An 18339-nucleotide genomic window follows, 5' to 3' on the forward strand; every position below is an offset into this window, starting at 1 on the left:
GCAGCCGCTGGGGCCCAGCAGCGCCAGGCATTCCCCAGGCGCCACGCTGAGGGTGAGGCCGTCGAGCACAAGGTTGCTGCCGACGCGACGCTCCAGCGCCTCAAGCACCAGGCCCTGAGGCCGCTGAACGCTGCTCATTTGACGGCCCCCTGGGTCAGACCCGCCACGATCGGTTTCTGGAAGATCACCACCAGGGCCAGCAGCGGCAGGCTGCCCAGCACGGTGGCCGCCGCGAAGGCGCCATAGGGAACGGTGTACACGGAGGAACCGGCGATGCGGGCGATGGCGATGGGCAGGGTGAGCAGCTCCTGGCGGCTGATCCAGGTGAGAGCGATCGGATACTCGTTCCAGCTGAACAGGAACACCAGCAGCCCGGTGCTGGCGCTGGCAGGGGCGATCAGCGGCAACAGCACCCAGCGCAGCCGCTGCCAGAGGTTGAGGCCCTCCAGCACGGCAGACTCCTCCAGCTCCGGCGGCAGATCCCGGAACGACGCCCCCAGCAGCAGCACCGCCAGGGGAAGCGAGAGGCCGGCATAGGGCAGGCTCAACGCCAGCAGTTGGTTGGCCAGCCCAAAACGCCGGGCCAGCTCCAGCAGCGCCAGGAAGAGCAGCACATAGGGGAAGACCGCCGCAGCGAGCAGTACACCGCTCAGCACCGCCCGCGTCCTGGCCGGCTGCCGCTGCAATCCATAGGCGCAGGGGATGGCCAGCAGCAGGGTCAGGGCGGTGCTGGCCAGTCCCACCACCGTGCTGTTGAGCAGGAAGCGCCAGAAGGGTGGATCACCCGAGAGGATCTGGCGGTAGTTCTCCATGGTCCAGCCCGCCAGGCCCGGCTGGGGAGTGATCAGGGCCGAACCCGTGCGCAGGGAGGTGTACAGCTGCCAGAGCAGAGGCAGCAGGCTCCAGAGCAGCACGAGCAGCACGGCCAGGCGACGGAACCGCATCAGGACCTCCCCCCCGCCAGCCAGCGCCGGCCCAGCAGCAGAGCGGCGGTGAGCCCCAGCAACAGCACGAACATCCCCAGCATCACGGTGGCGCTATAGCCGAAATCGAGAAAACGCATGGCCGAGAGGTAGGAATAGAGAGCCAGGGTTTCGGTGCTGCCTGCCGGCCCTCCGCCGGTGAGGATCTGCACCAGATCGAACACCCCCAGGGCCTGGGCGAGGCGGAACAGCACGGCAAGGAAGGCATAGGGCAACAACAGCGGCAGGGTGATCCGACGCAGGGCCTGAGCCGACGTGCCGCCCTCGAGGGCGAAGGCCTCGTAGAGGTCAGTGGGGATCGACTGCAGCCCGGCCAGCAACAACAGGGCCACGAAGGGCGTGGTCTTCCAGACATCCGCGAGCACCACCACGAGCCAGGTGCTGGCAGGGCTGCTCAGGAAGGGCAGCGCCGGCAGTCCCAGCGCCTGCACCAGGGCGTTGATCGGCCCGTAGGGATCGTTGAAGATCCAGCGCCAGCCCAGGGCCATCACTGCGGTGGGAAGGGCCCAGGGCAGCAGGGTGATCGTGCGCACCGCCGTGCGGCCACGCCAGCTCTGGTGCAGCAGCAAGGCCAGGGCCAGCCCCAGCAGCAGCTCCAGCGCCACCGACAGCCCAGCGAAACGCAGGGTCTGAACGGTGTCCTGCCAGAAGCGCTCGTCCTCGATCAGGCGCAGCCAGTTGGCGCCGCCGTTGGGCACCGGCTGCAGGCCGGTGATCACTGAGTCGGCGTGGAAGCTGAGCCAGCCGTAACGCAGCAGCGGCACGGCAAAGACCAGCGCCAGCAGCAGCAGGGCGGGCAGGGTGAGCAGCAGGGTCATGACCTCGCCTCCACGCCACTGGCACTGGCCCCCACGCCACTGGCCCCCACGCCGCTGGCCCGCAGCAGCTGGTTGCTGAGGCGCTGGGCCCGCTCCATGCCCTCGGCGGCCTCCCGCTCGCCGGTGATCACCTCGCTGAGCTGCCGCTGCAGGATGTCGCTGAGCTGGGCATAGAGCGGGCTGAGCGGACGCAGCACCGTGGCCTCCAGCGCCCGGCGCAGTTCCGGCAGCACCGGGTTCGCCGCCACCAGCTCCGGCTCCTCGAACAGGGCCGAGAGGGTGGGGGTGTAACCCAGCCGCCTTGCCAGGTCCTTCTGAACCTCCGGTGCCGTGAGGGCGGCGATCACCAGCGCAGCCTCGCGGGGATGGGGGCTCTGGCTCACCAAGGACAAGCCCCAGCTGCCCTGGGTGGCGGCTGGGCTGCCCCCGGGAGCGGCCACCATCGTGGTCACGCCCACCTTCCCCCTGACCTGGCTGCCGGGTTTCTGCAGCTCGGCCCAGGCGTAGGGCCAGTTGCGCATCAGGGCGGCATCGCCGGCCTCGAAGCTCTGCAGAGCCTCCGGTTCGGCGAAATTGGCCACCGCCCGGGGGGTGATGCCCAGATCAATCAGCTGCCGCAGCCAGGAGGCCGCGGCCACCCCCGCCGGGCTGCCCAGCTCCACTCGATCACCCGAGGCGGAAAGCCACTGCCCGCCGAAGCCACGCAGCACCTCCAGAAACACGCAGCTCAGTCCCTCGTACTGGCGGCCCTGCCAGACGTAGCCCCAGCGCACCCGGCCAGCCCGCTGCAGTGCGCCGGCGGTGGCCATCAGCTCGTCGGGGGTGCGCGGGGGCGCCGCCATCAGATCGGTGCGCCAGTAGAGCAGACCCATGTCGGCCACTAGTGGGATCCGCCAGAGGTGGCCATCGAAGCGGTTGCCCTCCCTGGCGCCCGGCACCACCCCGGCGAGGGCGTCCTCCCCCAGCAGCGGCTCCAGGGGCGCAAGCCAGCCCGCCGCGGCGTACTTCGGCGTCCAGGTGACATCCATCAGCAGCAGGTCGTAGGGGCTGTCCCCCAGCAGCAGGCTGCTGATCGCCAGATCGGAGATGGCCTCGGTCTCGAAGGGCCCCCGGTTCACCCGCAGATCGATGCCCGGGTGGCGGCGGTTGAAGCGCTCCACGATCGGTGCTGTGGCCTCCGCAAACGGCGCCGGCATCAGCGCCGTGACGATCACGGGCTCCTGCCGTTGCGCCCGCAGCCCCCCGGAGACGATCAGACCCACCAGCAGGAGAGCCAGGGCGGCGTATCGCAGGGTGCTGCGCAGCCCCAAGCCCATCCTCCGCTGACATCTGGTCGCCGGCAGCCTGATGGCGGTTCGGCGCGTCGGTACTGCCCTCTCAGGCAGGCCTGCGATCACCTTAACGACCAGGTCCCATGGGCCCCAGGCGCAGGCTCACCGGGCAGGCGACGATGGCGTGACACAGGGAAGGTCGGATCGATGTCCGGCTCGGATCTTCGGATCCTGGCTCGGATCCAGGGCCCTCACACTGGGAACAGGCCACCGGCCTTCGAACCTCTGGGAAACCTCCGATGTCTGCACCGACGGTTGCCGCCACGACGCCCATCAGCGTGAACCTGGAGGAGGGAAAGGACTACTTCTATTGCGCCTGCGGCCGCTCATCGGATCAACCGTTCTGCGATGGATCCCACGAGGGCAGCGGCTTCACTCCCCTCGCCTTCGTGGCCGAGAGAGGCGGCAAGGCGCTCCTGTGCCGCTGCAAGCAGACCGCCACCCCCCCTTACTGCGATGGCACCCATGCCCGCGTCCCCGCCGATCGGGTGGGCACCACCTTTTCCGTCGACGCTGACGGCGAAGGTGACGGCATTGAAGAAGGTGACGGCAACGATGCGGACCCCGAGGAACCCGACCACCACGGGATGCCTGAGCCCCGGGCCACGGCGGAAGAGCCCAACCTGGAGCTGATCCACCAGCTCGCCGAGCATGGTCTCGATCGCATGGGGGCCGAGGGGCCGGTGGCGGCCATGGGGGTGCCACGCTCCCTCCTCCCCCTCTGGGACGACATCCAGATCCTCACGGCCCAGCTGGCCCGTCGGCCCCTAGCTGGCGACGCGGCGGTCAGCACGGAGCTGGTGATCGGTCCCCGGGCGCGGCGTCCCCTGCGGCTGGAGATCCCCCTGCTGGTGTCGGACATGAGCTTCGGTGCCCTCTCCGAGGAGGCCAAGCAGGCCCTGGCGACGGGCGCGGAGCGGGCCGGCACGGGCATCTGCTCCGGCGAAGGGGGCATGCTGCCCGAGGAGCAGGCCGCCAATCACCGCTATCTCTACGAGCTCGCGCCGGCGATGTTCGGCTACCGCGAGGAGGTGCTCTCGCAGGTGCAGGCCTTCCATTTCAAGGCCGGCCAGGCCGCCAAGACCGGCACCGGCAGCCATCTGCCCGGCGCCAAGGTCACCGCCCGCATCGCCGAGATCCGCGGCATCCCGGAGGGACAGCCGTCCTGTTCCCCAGCTGTGTTCAGCGATCTCCACAGCCCGGCCGATTTCCGCGCCTTCGGCGATCGGGTGCGGGAGCTCAGCGGCGGCATCCCGGTGGGCATGAAGCTGAGTGCCCAGCACATCGAGCATGATCTCGATTTCGCCCTCGAGGCCGGGGTCGATTGCCTGATCCTCGACGGTCGTGGCGGCGGCACCGGCGGGGCTCCGCTGCTCTTCCGCGATCACATCGCCGTGCCCACCATTCCTGCCCTGGCCCGGGCCCGGGCCCATCTCGACCAAAGCGGCGTCGGCGGGCAGGTCACGCTGATCGTCACCGGCGGTCTGCGCACCCCGGCGGACTGCATCAAGGCCCTGGCCCTGGGGGCCGATGGGATCGCCCTGGCCAATGCCGCGATCCAGGCGATCGGCTGCGTCGGCTCCCGCATCTGCCACACCAACCGCTGCCCGGCCGGGGTGGCCACCCAGGACCCTCAGCTGCGTCGTCGGCTGGAGGTGGAGCATGCCGCCCTGCGGCTGGAGCGCTTCCTGCGGGCGACGGTGGCGCTGATGCAGGTGATGGCGCGGGCTTGCGGGCACGATCACCTGGGCCGACTGCGCCGGGAGGACCTGGCCAGCTGGCATCGGGACCTGGCGGAGCTGGCGGGCATCGCCTGGAGCGGGGAGGCCGCCCCAGGCGGCCGTCAACCGGACCAGCGGCGGTAGAACCAGCCCTTGGCCAGCTCGGCGCTAGCCACGTAGGCCAGAAGGATCAACAGCAGCGGCAGCAGGAACTCCGCCGGCAGAGGCACGAAGCCGAACAGCCGCCCCAACGGCGTCCAGGGCAGGGGCAGGGTGAGGGCGACCACGGCGATGGTGGCCACCACCAGCGCCCGGGAGGGGCGGCTGTGGAGCAGGGGGCCGCGGGTGCGGATCACCAGCACGATCGAGGCGGCCGAGATCACCGATTCCACAAACCAGCAGCTGCGGAACTGGGCGGCATCGGCGTGGAGCAGCAACAGCAGCACCGCGAAGGTGAGGTAGTCGAAGACAGAGCTCACCAGCCCGAACACGACCATGAACCTCTGGATGAAGGGGATGCTCCAGCGGTGCGGCTGGCTGATCCAGTCGGGATCGACCCGGTCGGTGGAGATGGTCATCTCCGGCAGATCGGTGAGCAGGTTGGTGAGCAGGATCTGCTTGGGCAGCAGCGGCAGGAAGGGCAGCAGCAGCGAGGCACCCGCCATCGAGGCCATGTTGCCGAAGTTGGCGCTGGTGGCCATGAACACGTACTTGAGCGTGTTGGCGAAGGTGCGGCGGCCCTCGCGGATGCCGGCCAGGAGCACCGCCAGGTCGGGCTCGAGCAGCACGATGTCGGCGGCTTCCTTGGCCACATCCACCGCCCCCTGCACCGAGAGACCCACATCGGCGGCATGAAGCGCCGGGGCGTCGTTGATGCCATCGCCCAGGTAACCCACCACGTGGCCGGCACGGCGCAGGGCATGGATCAGCCGTTCCTTCTGGCTTGGCTCGATCTCGGCGAACACGTCCACCTCCCCGGCCCGCACAGGCAGGGCGGTGTCGGAGAGCCGCTGCAGCTGGGCGCCGGTCAGCACCTCCGGATTGCGAAGCCCCGCCTCGCGGCCCACCCGTGCCGCCACCAGGGCGTTATCGCCGGTGATCATCTTGAGGCGCACCCCGAGGCGCTCCAGCTCGGCCACGGTGTCATGCACCCCCGGCTGCAGCGGATCGCTGAGGGCCAGCAGCCCCAGCAGGCTCATGCCGGTTTCGTCCTGGCGGCTCACCGCCCGCGGCACCAGGGGCCCCTGGTCCTGCCAGCGCCGCACCGCCACGGCCAGGACCCGGAATCCCTCGGAGCTCCATTCGGCGTAGAGCTCGCGCAGTTGGGCCTCCACCGCCGCCAGGGGCAGCACAGCGCCGCTGGCGGTTTCGGCCCGGTCGCACACCTCCAGCACCTTGAGGAACGCCCCCTTGGTGATCAACACCGGGGTGCCGTCGGCGCGGGCCAGCACGCTGAGCCGCTTGCGGCTGAAGTCGAAGGGGATCTCATCGAGCTTGGTCCAGGCGGAGAGATCGAGCGGGCCGCGAGCGCCTTCGGGACCGTCGCTCGCGACCGCTGCCTCGCGGAGCGCCGCATCGATCGGGTTGCTGAAGCCCGTTTCAAACGAGGCGTTCACCGCCGCGTGCAGCAGCACCGCCGGGTTGGCCTCGCCATGCACGCCACAGCTTCGCTGCACCCGGGCGCTGCCTTCGGTGAGGGTGCCGGTCTTGTCGGAGCAGAGGATCGTCATGCTGCCGAAGTTCTCGATCGACGAGAGCCGCTTGACGATCACCTGCCGGGCGGCCATGCGCCGGGCCCCCTGGGCCAGGTTCACCGAGATGATCGCCGGCAGCAGCTGGGGCGTGAGCCCCACCCCAAGGGCCAACGCAAACAGGAACGAATCCACCACCGGCCGCCGCAGGAACACGTTGACGGCGAAGATCGCGATCACCAGCACCAGGGTGACTTCCAGCAGCAGCGCCCCGAAGCGCCGCACGCCCCGCTCGAATTTGGTTTCGGGGCTGCGCTGGCGCAGTCGTTCGGCGATCGATGCGAACTGGGTGGCGCCGCCGGTGCGCACCACCACGGCGGTGCCGCTGCCGCTCACCACATGGGTGCCGAGGAACAGCACGTTGGCGCGCTTGGCCAGCGGGGCGTCGGCGGCCACCGCCACCGGGTGCTTGCTCACCGGAAAGCTCTCACCGGTGAGGGCCGCCTCGTTGACACTCAGGTCGGTTTCGTCGATCAGGCGGCAGTCGGCCGGGATGGCGGCACCGGCGGAGAGCACCAGCAGATCGCCCGGCACCACCTCCGCCACCGGCACGGCCTGGTCGCCGCCATCGCGGCGCAGCACCGCAGTGGTCTGAACGGCCTTGAGCAGCTGGGCCACTGCCCCGGCGGCGCCGTTCTCCTGCCAGAAGCCCAGCAGGCCGCTGATCAGCACGATCACCAGGATGATCAGCCCATCGGTGGGCGAATCAAGCAGGAACGAGAGCAGCGCCGCGCCGCTCAGGATCAGGATGATCGGGCTGCTGAACTGACGCAGCAGCAACCGCAGCGCCCCACCCCGCGCCGGCGGCGCCAGGGCGTTGGGGCCGTGCTCCAGAAGGCGGCGAGCGGCCTCGCCGCTGCTGAGGCCGGCCTCGCTGGTGCGCAGCTCCGCCAGCAACTCGGGGAGGGGCTGGCTCCAGAAGGCCTCAGGGTCACCAGGGCTGGTGAGGGGCTCCATCTGCCTGGGCGAACTCTCGGTAGGCTGATGGGTCTGAGAGCCCGGTCAAGACCGGTGCAGGAATACTCCCCATGGCCCACACCATCCAGGATCCCCGCCAGCAGGCCCTGCTGCTGTCGCTGCGTCAGCGGATGGCCGAAGCCCGAGCCTGCGGGAATGCCGAAGCCCGCCGGGCCCTGTTCCGCGAGGCGGTCTACCTCGGCATCCAGCCCAACCTGCTGGAATCGGAGCAGGCCACGGCCGCACAGGAGCACACCAGCGGCCGCTGAATCCTCTCCAAGGCCAATCGCATGGGTGAGCCCGTGCAGGCCCTGATCCTGCACAGCCTCTGGGGATTCCAGGGCAGCCTGCAGGAAGCGATTCACCAGGCACGCCACAGCGGCTTCGATGGTGTGGAGGCCAACCTCGACCATCCAGCCCTGGCAGGCTCTGATCCCGGCACGGTGGTGGCCGAGTTTGCCGCCGCCGAACTCACCCTGATCGTGGAGCTGGTCACGGGCAACGGCTACGTGCCCGATCTCGCCATGACAGCGGCAGAGCATCTTCAGCAACTGGCCAGGCAGCTGGAGCGCTGCCGCCGACTCGAGCCGCTGCGGATCACGGTGATCACCGGCAGCGACAGCTGGACCTGGGCGGAGCAACAGTGGTTCTGGGACCAGGCGCTGGAGCTGGCCGCCGCCGCCCAGGCACCGGTGACGTTCGAAACCCACCGTTCGCGCAGCCTGGCGGACCCCTGGCGCATTCAGGACTGGATCAGTCGCTACCCGGATCTGAGGCTCACCGCCGACCTCAGCCACTGGTGCGTGGCCTGCGAGCGGCTGATGACGCCGGACCTGGAGCCGATCCAGGCAATCGCTGGGCGGGTGGACCACATCCACGCCCGGGTGGGGCATGCTCAGGGGCCCCAGGTGGGCCACCCCTTCGCGCCAGAGCACGCCGAGGCCCTGGAGGCGCACCAGGCCTGCTGGCAGCTGATTCTGGATCGGGCCCGAGCGCGCGGCATGGAACGCTTCACGCTCACCCCGGAATTCGGCCCCGACGGCTATCTGCCCACCCTTCCCTTCACGAACCAGCCCGTGGCCGATCTGTTGCAGATCAACACCGCCATGGCCGCCTGGCTCAGGCGCGAGCTGAAAACGGCGGCTCCAGGCCCGTGATCCGCGCATACAGCGCCTGCTGGTGCAGGATCCGCCGCTCCAGCCGATGGGCCGGGCCAGGCGTCAGGCCACTGGTGTAGCCCCTCTGAGCCGACTCCACCAGGGCCCGGTCTTCGTCCAGGAAGGAGCGCAGCTCCTCGATCCAGGCTTCGCCCAGGTCCGTCTGGGCGGGATCACCCAACAACCACACCTGCAGGCGGCAGCGACCCAGATCGCGGGGAGGAAAACTGATCAAGGCCAGACGCCCATCGGGCCAGGCCAGCAGATGAATCCAGGGCGGCGCGCCGAAGGTGAGGAACTCCGGTGCCTCCGCATCAGCGCCGCTGCCCTGAAGGGGGACCGGGGTGGCCAGGAGGTTGGTGTGATCGGCGAAGCGATGCCGGTAGTGGCGCACAGGCCCCTGCTGGCGGTGCAGGGTGGTGGGGTGCGCGATCGCCACGTGGTAATCGTCGAGGGTGTTGTCGTGGGCGATCTTCCAGTTGCAGGCCAGTTCCGACTCCAGGCTGGCCAGCAGCACCCTTGGCCGCTCCAGGGCCGGGCCCAGCTCCTGCTCCACCAGATCCAGCTGGTGCTCGAGGGGCAGCGGATCCTGGCCGATCGACACCCAGAGCATCGAGCCGCGCACCGCGCAGGCCAGTTGGATCAGGGGCCAGTCCTCGCGTGCGAAGGGATCCACGAACTCCGCTTCCCGGGCCGCGGCCCGCAGGCTGCCACCGAGGTCGTAGGTCCAGCCGTGGTAGGGACAGATGAGACGTCGGCAGGGCTGGGCCGCTTGAGCCGGAGGCAGCAGGGCCACCCCGCGGTGCGGGCAGCGGTTGAGGAACGCCCGCGGCGGCCCGCCGGGGGGATGGGTGAGCAGCAGGGGCTGATCCAGCAGCTCGAGAGGCAGGGCTGAACCCTCCGGCAGGCTGGAGAGCGGAGCCACCGGATGCCAGAAGCGTGGTGCGTAAACCTGCCGCTCACGCTCTGCAACAGAGGCGGAGCGATACAGCTCCGCCTCCAGAAAAGGGCGCTGGCCGAACTGATCGCCTGAAGCGTCCATGGCGGCCGCTTCAGATGGCAGCGCCATCTAGGTTGCGCAGGGTGTTGACCAGCTCTTCCCGCAGCTCCAGGAACGGCGGGGACACCCTCAGGTGGGCCAGGTTGGAACGATCCAGATCAGCCTCCACCGTTCTCACGATGCGCCCCGGTCGCGGCGCCATGATGTGAACCCGTTTGGCCAGCAGCAGCGCCTCCTCGAGGTCGTGGGTGATCAGCAGAGCCGTGAGCCCGGAGCGCTCCCAGAGCTGATAGAGAAACTCCTGCATCGATTCACGGATCTGCAGATCCAGGGCGCCGAAGGGTTCATCCAGCAGCACCACCTTGGGGTCGGCCGCCAGGGCGCGAGCGATCGCCACCCGCTGCTGCATGCCGCCGGAGAGCTCCCGCGGCAGACGCCGGGCGGCATCCTGCAGCCCGACCACCTCCAGGAAATAGCCCGTACGCTCCCGGACCAGGGCCTTGGGCAATCCCTGCAGCGTCATGCCGAAGGCCACGTTCTGGGCCGCGGTCATCCAGGGGTAGAGGCTGTACTTCTGGAACACCATGCCCCGGTCGGAGCCGGGCCCGCGCACCGACTTGCCGTCCAGGGCGATCACACCAGCACTGGGGCGCTCCAGGCCGGCGATCAGGCGCATCACCGTGGACTTACCCGAGCCGGAGCTGCCCACCAGGGCCACGAATTCGCCGGAATCGATCGAAAAGCTGATGTCGTCGAGCACCAACTTGGCGTGGCGACCGTCGCCGAAGGTTTTGCTGACGCCGTTGACGGAAAGATGCATCTCAGTTGGCCCACGCGCAGCTGCGGCGCAGCAGAAAGCGGAAGCCCAGATCGATGATCAGCCCGATCAGGCCGATCACGATCAGGCCCACGAAGATCTCATCGGTGCGCAGGAAGCGCTGGGCCAGGCTGATGCGCTTGCCCAGGCCCTCGTTGGCCGCCACCAGCTCCGCCACGATCACCAGGTTCCAGGCCGAGGCCATGTTGATGCGGTAGGCATCGATCACCTGGGGAGCGATGAAGGGGGCCACCACGCGGGTGAGGATCGGCAAGCCACGGCCCCCAAGGGTGAGGGCCGTCTCGATCAGCTCCGGCGGCACGAATTTCACCGCATCCATGATCATCAGGGTGTTGAAGAAGAAGGTGCCGACGAAGATCAACAGCACTTTGGGCAACTCCCCCAGACCGAAGTAGATGATCAGCAGGGGGATGAAGGCCGGCGCCGGCATGTAGCGGATCAGACCCAGCAGGGGCTCCAGCAGGCGGCAAATCAGCGGATTGCTGCCCATGGCGATCCCCAGGGGCAGGGCCAGGGCCGCGGAGAGGGCGAAGCCCAGGAACACCCGCCGGATGCTGGCGATGGCATCTCCCACCAGGATCCCCCCCTGGAACTGATCACTGGCCGCCTGCCAGACCGCCGGCGGGCTGGGCAGGAACAGGGGATCCACCGTGCCGCTGAGACTGATCAGCGACCAGACCAGCAGGACCACGCCGATCCCGAGCGGACCGAGCAACCAGGGATTCCTCATGGCGCCGCGTCGACGAAGCGCGCATCGAAGAGCTTGGTGAGATCAGGCGGCGTCTTGGCCAGTCCCACCTCCTGCAGGAAGGTGCTGATCTCAGCTGCGGCAAAGGGGAGCGAAGCCATGGTGCTGCCTGGCTTGAGCGCCTCACGGTTCTGCTCGAGCGTGAAGATCGTGGTGCCGGCGTCGTACTCCTTGTATTCGGCCTCGCTCACCCCAGCCCTGGCCGCCAGGATCGTGAGGCTGGGGCCAGGGTTGGCCTTGATCTCCTTGAGGGTGGCGAACCAGGCATTCACCACCTTCTGCAGCTGCTCGGGGTTCTTCTCGACGAACTCCGTGCGGCAGACCAGGTGATCGCTGATGGCACCCGGGAACTCCTTGGAGGAGACCAAGGTGGTGCTGCCGGAGCGCTTGAGCGCCTGGGTGGTGAAGGGAGCGAACACACCAACGGCATCCACCTTCTCGGCCACGAAAGCCGCTGCTGCTGCCCCCGTTTCCAGGGGCACGAATTCGATGTCCTTGGACGTGAGCCCCGCTTTCTTCAGGCCCAGCAGCAGCAGGTAGTGATCGACCGTGCCCTCCTCAGCAGCCACCTTGCGGCCCTTGAGCTGAGTGACGTCCGCGATGCCCTGGGCAGCGATGATCTGGTCATTACCGGTGGAATTGTCGTTGGTGAGCACCACCCGCAGGTCGGCACCACCGGCGATCGAGCTGATCGTGTCGTTGAGCGTCTGGCTGTTGCAATCAAGCTGCCCGGCGTTGAGCGCATTGATCGAATCGAGGTAGCCATCGAACCACTGCAGGGTCACCGGCACCCCCGCCGCGGTGAAGAGATCCTTCTCCTCGGTGACCTTCCAGGGAATCCAGCCGGGCCAGGCGCTGTAGCCAATGCGCACGGGGGTGGCACCTGGCTTCGGAGGGCTCTGGCAGCTGGCCAGCAACCCACCGCCGAGCAGCGCCGTCAGGCCGAGGCCAAGCAGACGTTGACGGCGCCGGCGCGGATGAGACGGGCGTTGCTGCTGAGAAACCGAGCGGGCGGTGGTGGACATGGAGGTGGAGCTGAGGTCAGGGCGCGGATTGGAGGTCATGGGTTGATTAGCAAAGAAAGGCGGCAAAGCAATACATGCTTGGGAGTAAAAAAGCGTGGCGGCGATGGCTCAGAGGAATTCGAGATAACGCCTCAATTCCCACTCCGACACGCAGCCGTGATACTCGGCCCATTCGGCTCGTTTGTAGTCGATGAACGCGTCGGCCATGGCATCACCGAACACCGAGCGGGAGAGTGGATCAGCGGCAAAGGCCTCAATCGCGTCACCAAGGGTTCGTGGCAGAACCCTCAGCCCCCTCTCGGCCCGCTGCTCGGCGCTGAGCCGGTAGGCATTGACGAGATTGGGGTCGCCTGGATCCAGCTCCTCCCGGATGCCTTCCAGTCCGGCCGCGAGGATCATCGCTGCTCCGAGATAGGGATTGCAGGCACTGTCGGCAGCGCGGCATTCCACCCGGCCACCGGCGGATGGAATCCGCAACATGTTGGTGCGGTTGTTGTTGCCGTAGCAGACGAACACTGGCGCCCAGGTGAAGCCACTCATGGAGCCCTGGGCCACCAGGCGCTTGTAGCTGTTCACCGTGGGGGCGATCACGGCGCAGATCGCCGGGGCATGGCGCAGGATGCCGGCGATGAACTGCTCCGCCAATGGGGTGATGGCGCCAGGGGTGTCGCCCGCGAAGAGATTTCGGCCCGTGGCCGGATCCGCCAGCGACATGTTGAAGTGGGCGCCGCTGCCGGTGCGATCGCTGAAGGGCTTGGGCATGAAGCTGGCGATCAGCCCATGGCGGTGGGTGATCTCCTTGAGCATCAGCCGGAAGAAGGTGAGGCGGTCCGCCATGGTGAGCGCCTCGGCATAAGCGAAGTCGGTCTCGAACTGGCCATTGCCGTCTTCGTGATCGAAGGAGTACACCCCCCAGCCGAGATCATTCATCGCCTGAACCAGCTCATCGAGCCAGGGCAGGTTGTCGAGCAGACCGGTGAGGTCGTAGCAGGGTTTCTCGAGGGTGTCGCGGGAGCTGGCGGGCCGGAGGGCTCCATCGGCGCCACAACGCAGCACAAAGAATTCGGTCTCGATGCCCAGGTTGAAGCGGAATCCCATCCGCTGGGCCTCGTCGAGGGCACGAATCAGAATGTTGCGGCTGCAGGCCTCGAAGGGCTGCCCATGCAGGTGCAGGCTGCTGGCCAGCCAGACCACATCACGGCGCCACGGCAGCACCGTGGCTGTGGCCAGGTCGGGAATGGCGGCCACTTCGTCGTCGCTGACATCCTGGGGAACGCCATCGAGGGCGGCACCGGTGAACAGTTCGGAGCCTGCAAGCATCGCCTCGAAATGGTCCAGCGGCACCGCCTTGGCCTTACTGGTGCCGTGCAGATCCACGAAGCTGGCCAGGGCATAGCTCACCCCCTGGCTGAGCAGATCAAGCTTGCGCCGCTGCCAGCTGAGCTGCGGTTCAGTGAGCGGATCGGCGGAGGCCGGGGAGTGCAGGCTGCTCATCCCACCTCCGCCAGCACGGACGGGCGGGTGTGCTCCCGGGTGGTGGCCAGCACCCACTGGTGCCAGGCCTCGAGCCCGGCGCCGCTGCTGGCCGAAACCTGGAAGACCTCGGCGCCGGGGTTGACGGCGCGGATGTGCGCCTCGATGCGCTCCACCTCAACGGGGAGGTAGGGGAGCAGATCCACCTTGGTGATCAGGACGCAATCAGCTTCGCGGAACATCACCGGGTACTTGAGCGGCTTGTCGTCGCCCTCGGTGACACTGAGCAGAGCCACTTTGAGGTGCTCGCCCACCTCAAATTCAGCCGGACAGACCAGGTTGCCAACGTTCTCGACCCAGAGCAGATCGAGATCGGCAGGATTGAGCTGTGCCTGGAGCTGGCGCAGACCACCACTGACCATTGCGGCATCGAGATGGCAGGCGCGGCCCGTGGTGATCGGAACCACCGGCACACCCACCGCTTCGAGGCGCTGGGCATCGAGCTGGGTGGTCATGTCACCCTCCAGCACGGCCATCTCCAGCTGAGGTGCCAGCGCCGTGATCGTGCGCTCCAGCAGAGAGGTCTTGCCGGCGCCGGGGCTGCTCATCACGTTGAGGCAGAGCAGGTTCCAGGCCTCGAAGTGCTCGCGGTTGTGCTCCGCCTGGTGCTGATTGGCGGCCATCAGGTTGAGGCCGAGGGTGTCGCTGAGGGGCATGTGCATGGGATCAGCGCGAGGGAACGGCGGCGGCATCGGAATCTGAGGTCTGGTGCGGCAGGCTGTAGTCGACGGAGCGGATGCGCAGCTCACGGCCGCTGAGGATCTCCTCCATGGGCCGATCGCAGCAGGGGGAGCGGTAGGCCCGCTCCCGATCAGGGCTGTACTCGCTGAAGCAGCCCAGGCAACGGGCCCGCAGGGGCACGGTGTCGATCTCAAGCGTCGAGCCATCGAGCCAGGTGCCCTGCACGGCGGCGGCGAAGGTGAACCGCAGCGCCTCCGGCTCCACGCAGGTGAAATCACCCACCTGCAGATGCACCGCCGCCACCACCGGGGTGTGGGGCTCCTGCCCACGCTTCCACTCCTGCAGGGAGAGAAGCAGGCACTTGGTCATGTCGACCTCATGCATGGCTCACCTCCACCTCTGATCGACGGCCATGTTGCAGGCTTCATGCAGCCAGGCCGGCTTCTGCTTGCGGGGCAGCTGACCACTGACCACCAGGTGGGCCATCACGTCGCAGATCACCCGCGTGGCCATCAGCGACGTCATGTCGCTGATGTCGTAGGGAGGTGAAACCTCCACCACTTCAAGGCCGCAGACCGGCACGTTGCGCACGATCAGCTCCAGCAACTTGAGCGCTTCGCGCGGCAGCAGCCCACCGGGCTCGGGCCAGCCCGTGCCGGGCACGAAACCGGCGTCGATGCAGTCGATGTCGAAGGAGATGTAGACGCAGTCGGTGCCATCGGTGGCGCGCTCGATCGCGAACTGCGCCGCCGCCTCCAGGCCCATGTCGCAGATGTCGGTGACGGTGAGCACGTTGGTGCCCCGCTCGCGGCAGACCTTCACCCCCTCGCGAGGAACCTGCCAGCCGCCGATGCCCAGTTGCACCAGGTTGCGGGCCGGAGCGTTGGCCATGTTGGTGGCATGGAACCAGGGGCAGGTGTGCATGCGTTCGTCAAGGTCGATCTCCTGGGTGTCGACATGACGATCGAAGTGGATGATGCCGACTTTCTTGTCACCCAGGTGACGGCAGACGCCGCGCACGGTGGGAAAGCCGATCGAATGATCGCCGCCGAGGATGATCGGGAAGGCGCCACTGGCGAACACGTGAGCCACGCCCTTGGAGATCTGATCGAAACTCTTCTCGTTGTTGGCCGGAATCGTGAAGATGTCGCCGACGTCGCAGAGCCTGATCGATTCGCGCAGGTCGACGCCCATTTCGTAGTTGTAGGGCGTGTAGAGCGCCGAGATGCGCCGGATCCCCTGGGGACCGAAGCGGGTGCCGGGGCGGTAGGTGGTGCCGGAATCGTGGGGCACGCCCAGGATCGCCACATCGAACTCACCGACGCGGTTCACGTCTTCAATGTAGGGCGCCTTCATGAAGGTGTTGATGCCCGCGTAGTGGGGCAGCTCACCACGGGAGAAGGTGGAGATGCGCCGATCAACAATGCTCTCAGCCGCCTCAAGCCCGTAGCGCAGGCCCTGGTCCACCTCCTGCTGCCAGCCTGTGAGCGGCAGGCGGGCCTCCTTCTCAAGGGCCTCAGCTCCCTGGCGTCCAGAGGGCGGCGCCTGGGTACGACGGTCGAAGGCCCCTTCCGGGCCTGAAGATGCGGTCATGGCACAACACGGAGGTGGGGTTGCGGTCTCCCGGGCTTTTATCCCTCCGTGCAACCGGGTGACCCCGGTGAGCTTCTCTCGGACCAGACGCCGCATCGGACTCGCTGAAGCGAACTGACGCGAACCGGAACCCTAGAAGCTGCTTCCGCCCCTGAACCTTCACCCCATCAGAGCTGTGGCGTTGTGACGGTTGCTACCAGAGAGTGACTCCTGGGCCTGGATCGGCTGGTTGGAAGGGAGCGCACACGAGCACAGATACGCCCCAAAAATCCTTGGAACCCGGAACGATTTCAAGCAAGACTGCAACCGAACCAGGAGATCTAGCCTGACTGGTCCAAACACCGTGTCCTGGGAGCAACGACCATGCGAGCCGTTGTTTATGAACACTACGGACCACCTGAAGTGCTTCACCTCACGGAAGTGGCCAAGCCCATCCCCGCAGCCCATGAGGTGTTGATCCAGGTCAGGGCCACCACGGTGAGTTCAGGCGACTGGAGGATCCGCAGCCTGGAGGTGCCCGCCGGTTTCGGGCTGATCATCCGCCTGGTGTTCGGCTTCTCCAGACCAAAGCAACCGATCCTGGGCAGTGAGCTGGCCGGTGTCGTCGAAGCGGTGGGCGGCGATGTGAGCCGTTTCAGGCCTGGTGATCCGCTGGTGGCCTTCAGCGACACCGCCATGGGCTGCCATGCGGAGTACGTCTGCCTGCCGGAGGATGGCCTGCTGGCCCGCAAGCCTTCCAACCTCAGCTTCAAGGAAGCCGCCGCGCTCTGCTTCGGTGGCACCACGGCCCTCGCAGTTCTGCGCCAGGCCAGGGTTCAGCCCGGTGAGCGGGTCCTGATCAATGGTGCCTCAGGCAGCGTCGGCACAGCGGCGGTGCAGCTGGCCCGTCACCTGGGTGCAGAGGTGAGCGGGGTGTGCAGCGCAGCCAACCAGGATCTCGTCCGTTCCCTGGGGGCCAGCCAGGTGATCGATTATCAGCAGGCTGATTTCAGCCAGAGCGGTGACACCTACGACGTGATCATCGACACGGCCGGCACGGCGCCCTTTGCCCGCAGCCGCGGCTGCCTGAGGCCGGGGGGTCGCCTGGTGCTGGTGCAGGCGGGGCTGGCCGCCATGCTGCTCAGCCCCTGGCAGACAGTCAGCAGCGACAAGACGGTGATCGCCGGTCCGGTGAGCGTGGAAGCCAGCGACGTGCGCCAGCTCGCTGAGCTGGCCGAGGCCGGGGTCTACAGGCCCGTGATCGATCGTCACTACCCACTGGATCAGATCGTGGCAGCCCACCGCTATGTCGACAGCGGGCGCAAGACAGGCAATGTTGTGATCACGCTTGAGCCTGAAGGCTGACCCCGGAACCCTCGATCAGCTGGTAACGGCAGGCCAGCCGGCAGGTCTGCCCAGGGGCCACCTCCAGCCGCCGCTCACCACTCACCAGGGCGCCCCGCGGTGCCGTCCAGGGCTCCAGGCAGACCATCGAGCGGGGCGGATCGCTCCAGACCACTGCCAGATTGAAGGGGGCTTCAGCCTGCAGCTCCAGGGCCACCCCCGCCTGGCCGTCCAGCAAGCGCACCGGACCAGCAGGCTGCGCCAGCAGATCCACCCCCTGCTCCAGCCGCTCCAGCAGCGGTGCGGTGGCGGCTGGCGCCATGGTGCCGTGGTCGAAACAACGCTCCGGCAGGCCCTCCAGCGACGCCGCCGCCAGGGAGGTGACAGCGAAATACGGATGCAACCCAAAGGCGAAGGGCAACGGTTCCGGCCCGGGGTTGTCCACCAGCACCGCGATCGCCAGAGCCCCTGGCTGGGGCCGTAATTCCAGCTGCAGCCGGAAGGGGAAGGGGAACATCTCCAGGCTGGCGGGGCTATCGCCCAGGCTCAGGCGCACGCCCTCAGCTCCCTTCAGCTCCTCCAACTCCCAGGGCAGATCACGGGCAAAGCCGTGCTGTTTGAGCGTGAAGCTCCCCTGCGGCAGTGGCAGCTGATCAGCGGGGAGGTTGCCGCAGATCGGGAACAGCACTGGCATGCCACCCCGCACCGAGAGGCCCGGATCGGCAAAGCGAGCCTCATCGAGGTAGAGCAGCTCACGGCCGTTGCACCGCCAGCCGCTGAGCAGCCCGCCCCGCTCCGGCACCAGCCGCAGGAGATCGCCACCGGCTGCAGTGCTGAACTCCCAATGGGGGTAAGGCGTGGTGCGGTGGGTCAGGGGCAT

At 67.8% G+C, this 18339-nt stretch carries 17 protein-coding genes and 1 riboswitch; of the genes, 4 read left to right on the top strand and 13 right to left on the bottom strand.

Going from position 1 to position 18339, the window contains the following annotated elements; all coding sequences use genetic code 11:
- Nucleotides 1–134: 134 nt before the first annotated feature.
- The 3 genes from KBY78_RS02050 to KBY78_RS02060 are packed head-to-tail and all read right to left on the bottom strand — an operon-like array spanning nt 135 to nt 3117.
- A complete protein-coding gene (locus KBY78_RS02050) occupies nt 135–944 on the bottom strand; it encodes a carbohydrate ABC transporter permease (protein WP_255142108.1) in 810 nt (269 codons plus the stop codon).
- Nucleotides 944–1801 (bottom strand): carbohydrate ABC transporter permease, encoded by an 858-nt coding sequence (locus KBY78_RS02055; protein ID WP_255142109.1) that lies wholly within the window; start codon nt 1799–1801, stop codon nt 944–946. The genes KBY78_RS02050 and KBY78_RS02055 overlap by 1 nt, the downstream gene beginning before the upstream one ends.
- Complete coding sequence (locus KBY78_RS02060) at nt 1798–3117, bottom strand: ABC transporter substrate-binding protein (protein WP_255142110.1); 1320 nt, start codon at nt 3115–3117, stop codon at nt 1798–1800. Before KBY78_RS02060 ends, KBY78_RS02055 begins: the two co-directional genes overlap by 4 nt.
- Before the next feature lie 254 nt (nt 3118–3371).
- On the opposite strand from KBY78_RS02060, the gene KBY78_RS02065 reads away from it, so the two are divergent.
- Complete coding sequence (locus KBY78_RS02065) at nt 3372–4997, top strand: glutamate synthase-related protein (protein WP_255142111.1); 1626 nt, start codon at nt 3372–3374, stop codon at nt 4995–4997.
- Here KBY78_RS02065 and mgtA read toward each other — a convergent pair.
- Nucleotides 4976–7561: a magnesium-translocating P-type ATPase gene (gene mgtA / locus KBY78_RS02070; RefSeq protein ID WP_255142112.1), complete on the bottom strand. Its 2586-nt coding sequence runs from the start codon at nt 7559–7561 to the stop codon at nt 4976–4978. The two genes, KBY78_RS02065 and mgtA, sit on opposite strands and share 22 nt — an antisense overlap.
- Before the next feature lie 71 nt (nt 7562–7632).
- Between mgtA and KBY78_RS02075 the strand changes: the two genes are divergently transcribed.
- A complete protein-coding gene (locus KBY78_RS02075) occupies nt 7633–7830 on the top strand; it encodes a hypothetical protein (RefSeq protein ID WP_006172967.1) in 198 nt (65 codons plus the stop codon).
- 21 nt (nt 7831–7851) lie between these two features.
- Entirely contained in the window at nt 7852–8718 is an 867-nt protein-coding gene (locus KBY78_RS02080) for a TIM barrel protein (RefSeq protein ID WP_255142113.1), read from the top strand.
- Here KBY78_RS02080 and KBY78_RS02085 read toward each other — a convergent pair.
- From KBY78_RS02085 to speB, 8 genes are all read right to left on the bottom strand, one after another.
- A complete protein-coding gene (locus KBY78_RS02085; protein WP_255142114.1) occupies nt 8681–9787 on the bottom strand; it encodes an aromatic ring-hydroxylating dioxygenase subunit alpha in 1107 nt (368 codons plus the stop codon). The genes KBY78_RS02080 and KBY78_RS02085 overlap by 38 nt on opposite strands.
- The gene (locus KBY78_RS02090) at nt 9771–10538 is read right to left on the bottom strand and encodes an ABC transporter ATP-binding protein (protein ID WP_255142115.1); all 768 of its coding nucleotides are present in this window, start codon (nt 10536–10538) and stop codon (nt 9771–9773) included. Before KBY78_RS02090 ends, KBY78_RS02085 begins: the two co-directional genes overlap by 17 nt.
- A 1-nt stretch (nt 10539) precedes the next feature.
- Nucleotides 10540–11286 (bottom strand): ABC transporter permease, encoded by a 747-nt coding sequence (locus KBY78_RS02095; protein WP_255142116.1) that lies wholly within the window; start codon nt 11284–11286, stop codon nt 10540–10542.
- A complete protein-coding gene (locus tag KBY78_RS02100; RefSeq protein WP_255142117.1) occupies nt 11283–12368 on the bottom strand; it encodes an ABC transporter substrate-binding protein in 1086 nt (361 codons plus the stop codon). Before KBY78_RS02100 ends, KBY78_RS02095 begins: the two co-directional genes overlap by 4 nt.
- A gap of 69 nt (nt 12369–12437) precedes the next feature.
- Nucleotides 12438–13823, bottom strand: a complete 1386-nt coding sequence (gene glnT, locus KBY78_RS02105) for a type III glutamate--ammonia ligase (protein ID WP_255142118.1) — start codon at nt 13821–13823, stop codon at nt 12438–12440.
- A complete protein-coding gene (gene hypB, locus KBY78_RS02110; protein ID WP_255142119.1) occupies nt 13820–14524 on the bottom strand; it encodes a hydrogenase nickel incorporation protein HypB in 705 nt (234 codons plus the stop codon). The genes glnT and hypB overlap by 4 nt, the downstream gene beginning before the upstream one ends.
- A 4-nt stretch (nt 14525–14528) precedes the next feature.
- A complete protein-coding gene (locus KBY78_RS02115) occupies nt 14529–14927 on the bottom strand; it encodes a hydrogenase maturation nickel metallochaperone HypA (protein WP_255142120.1) in 399 nt (132 codons plus the stop codon).
- A 3-nt stretch (nt 14928–14930) separates the two neighbouring features.
- Nucleotides 14931–16136, bottom strand: a complete 1206-nt coding sequence (speB, locus tag KBY78_RS02120) for an agmatinase (protein WP_255142121.1) — start codon at nt 16134–16136, stop codon at nt 14931–14933.
- A gap of 25 nt (nt 16137–16161) precedes the next feature.
- Nucleotides 16162–16283: riboswitch (guanidine-I (ykkC/yxkD leader) on the bottom strand.
- A gap of 216 nt (nt 16284–16499) precedes the next feature.
- Between speB and KBY78_RS02125 the strand changes: the two genes are divergently transcribed.
- Complete coding sequence (locus KBY78_RS02125) at nt 16500–17480, top strand: NAD(P)-dependent alcohol dehydrogenase (protein ID WP_255142123.1); 981 nt, start codon at nt 16500–16502, stop codon at nt 17478–17480.
- Here the strand turns inward: KBY78_RS02125 and KBY78_RS02130 are convergent.
- Nucleotides 17458–18339 (bottom strand): galactose mutarotase, encoded by an 882-nt coding sequence (locus KBY78_RS02130; protein ID WP_255142124.1) that lies wholly within the window; start codon nt 18337–18339, stop codon nt 17458–17460. The two genes, KBY78_RS02125 and KBY78_RS02130, sit on opposite strands and share 23 nt — an antisense overlap.

Source organism: Synechococcus sp. EJ6-Ellesmere, from assembly GCF_024345875.1.
Taxonomy (GTDB): domain Bacteria; phylum Cyanobacteriota; class Cyanobacteriia; order PCC-6307; family Cyanobiaceae; genus Regnicoccus_A; species Regnicoccus_A antarcticus.

Excerpts from the sequence above, each read along its gene's own strand:
- KBY78_RS02075 (WP_006172967.1), top strand. The coding sequence starts at position 7,633 with ATGGCCCACACCATCCAGGATCCCCGCCAGCAGGCCCTGCTGCTGTCG.
- KBY78_RS02065 (WP_255142111.1), top strand. The coding sequence starts at position 3,372 with ATGTCTGCACCGACGGTTGCCGCCACGACGCCCATCAGCGTGAACCTG.
- KBY78_RS02115 (WP_255142120.1), bottom strand. The coding sequence starts at position 14,927 with ATGCATGAGGTCGACATGACCAAGTGCCTGCTTCTCTCCCTGCAGGAG.
- KBY78_RS02080 (WP_255142113.1), top strand. The coding sequence starts at position 7,852 with ATGGGTGAGCCCGTGCAGGCCCTGATCCTGCACAGCCTCTGGGGATTC.
- KBY78_RS02095 (WP_255142116.1), bottom strand. The coding sequence starts at position 11,286 with ATGAGGAATCCCTGGTTGCTCGGTCCGCTCGGGATCGGCGTGGTCCTG.
- KBY78_RS02125 (WP_255142123.1), top strand. The coding sequence starts at position 16,500 with ATGCGAGCCGTTGTTTATGAACACTACGGACCACCTGAAGTGCTTCAC.
- KBY78_RS02050 (WP_255142108.1), bottom strand. The coding sequence starts at position 944 with ATGCGGTTCCGTCGCCTGGCCGTGCTGCTCGTGCTGCTCTGGAGCCTG.
- speB (WP_255142121.1), bottom strand. The coding sequence starts at position 16,136 with ATGACCGCATCTTCAGGCCCGGAAGGGGCCTTCGACCGTCGTACCCAG.
- KBY78_RS02055 (WP_255142109.1), bottom strand. The coding sequence starts at position 1,801 with ATGACCCTGCTGCTCACCCTGCCCGCCCTGCTGCTGCTGGCGCTGGTC.
- KBY78_RS02060 (WP_255142110.1), bottom strand. The coding sequence starts at position 3,117 with ATGGGCTTGGGGCTGCGCAGCACCCTGCGATACGCCGCCCTGGCTCTC.
- KBY78_RS02130 (WP_255142124.1), bottom strand. The coding sequence starts at position 18,339 with ATGCCCCTGACCCACCGCACCACGCCTTACCCCCATTGGGAGTTCAGC.
- KBY78_RS02090 (WP_255142115.1), bottom strand. The coding sequence starts at position 10,538 with ATGCATCTTTCCGTCAACGGCGTCAGCAAAACCTTCGGCGACGGTCGC.
- hypB (WP_255142119.1), bottom strand. The coding sequence starts at position 14,524 with ATGCACATGCCCCTCAGCGACACCCTCGGCCTCAACCTGATGGCCGCC.
- KBY78_RS02085 (WP_255142114.1), bottom strand. The coding sequence starts at position 9,787 with ATGGCGCTGCCATCTGAAGCGGCCGCCATGGACGCTTCAGGCGATCAG.
- mgtA (WP_255142112.1), bottom strand. The coding sequence starts at position 7,561 with ATGGAGCCCCTCACCAGCCCTGGTGACCCTGAGGCCTTCTGGAGCCAG.
- glnT (WP_255142118.1), bottom strand. The coding sequence starts at position 13,823 with ATGAGCAGCCTGCACTCCCCGGCCTCCGCCGATCCGCTCACTGAACCG.
- KBY78_RS02100 (WP_255142117.1), bottom strand. The coding sequence starts at position 12,368 with ATGACCTCCAATCCGCGCCCTGACCTCAGCTCCACCTCCATGTCCACC.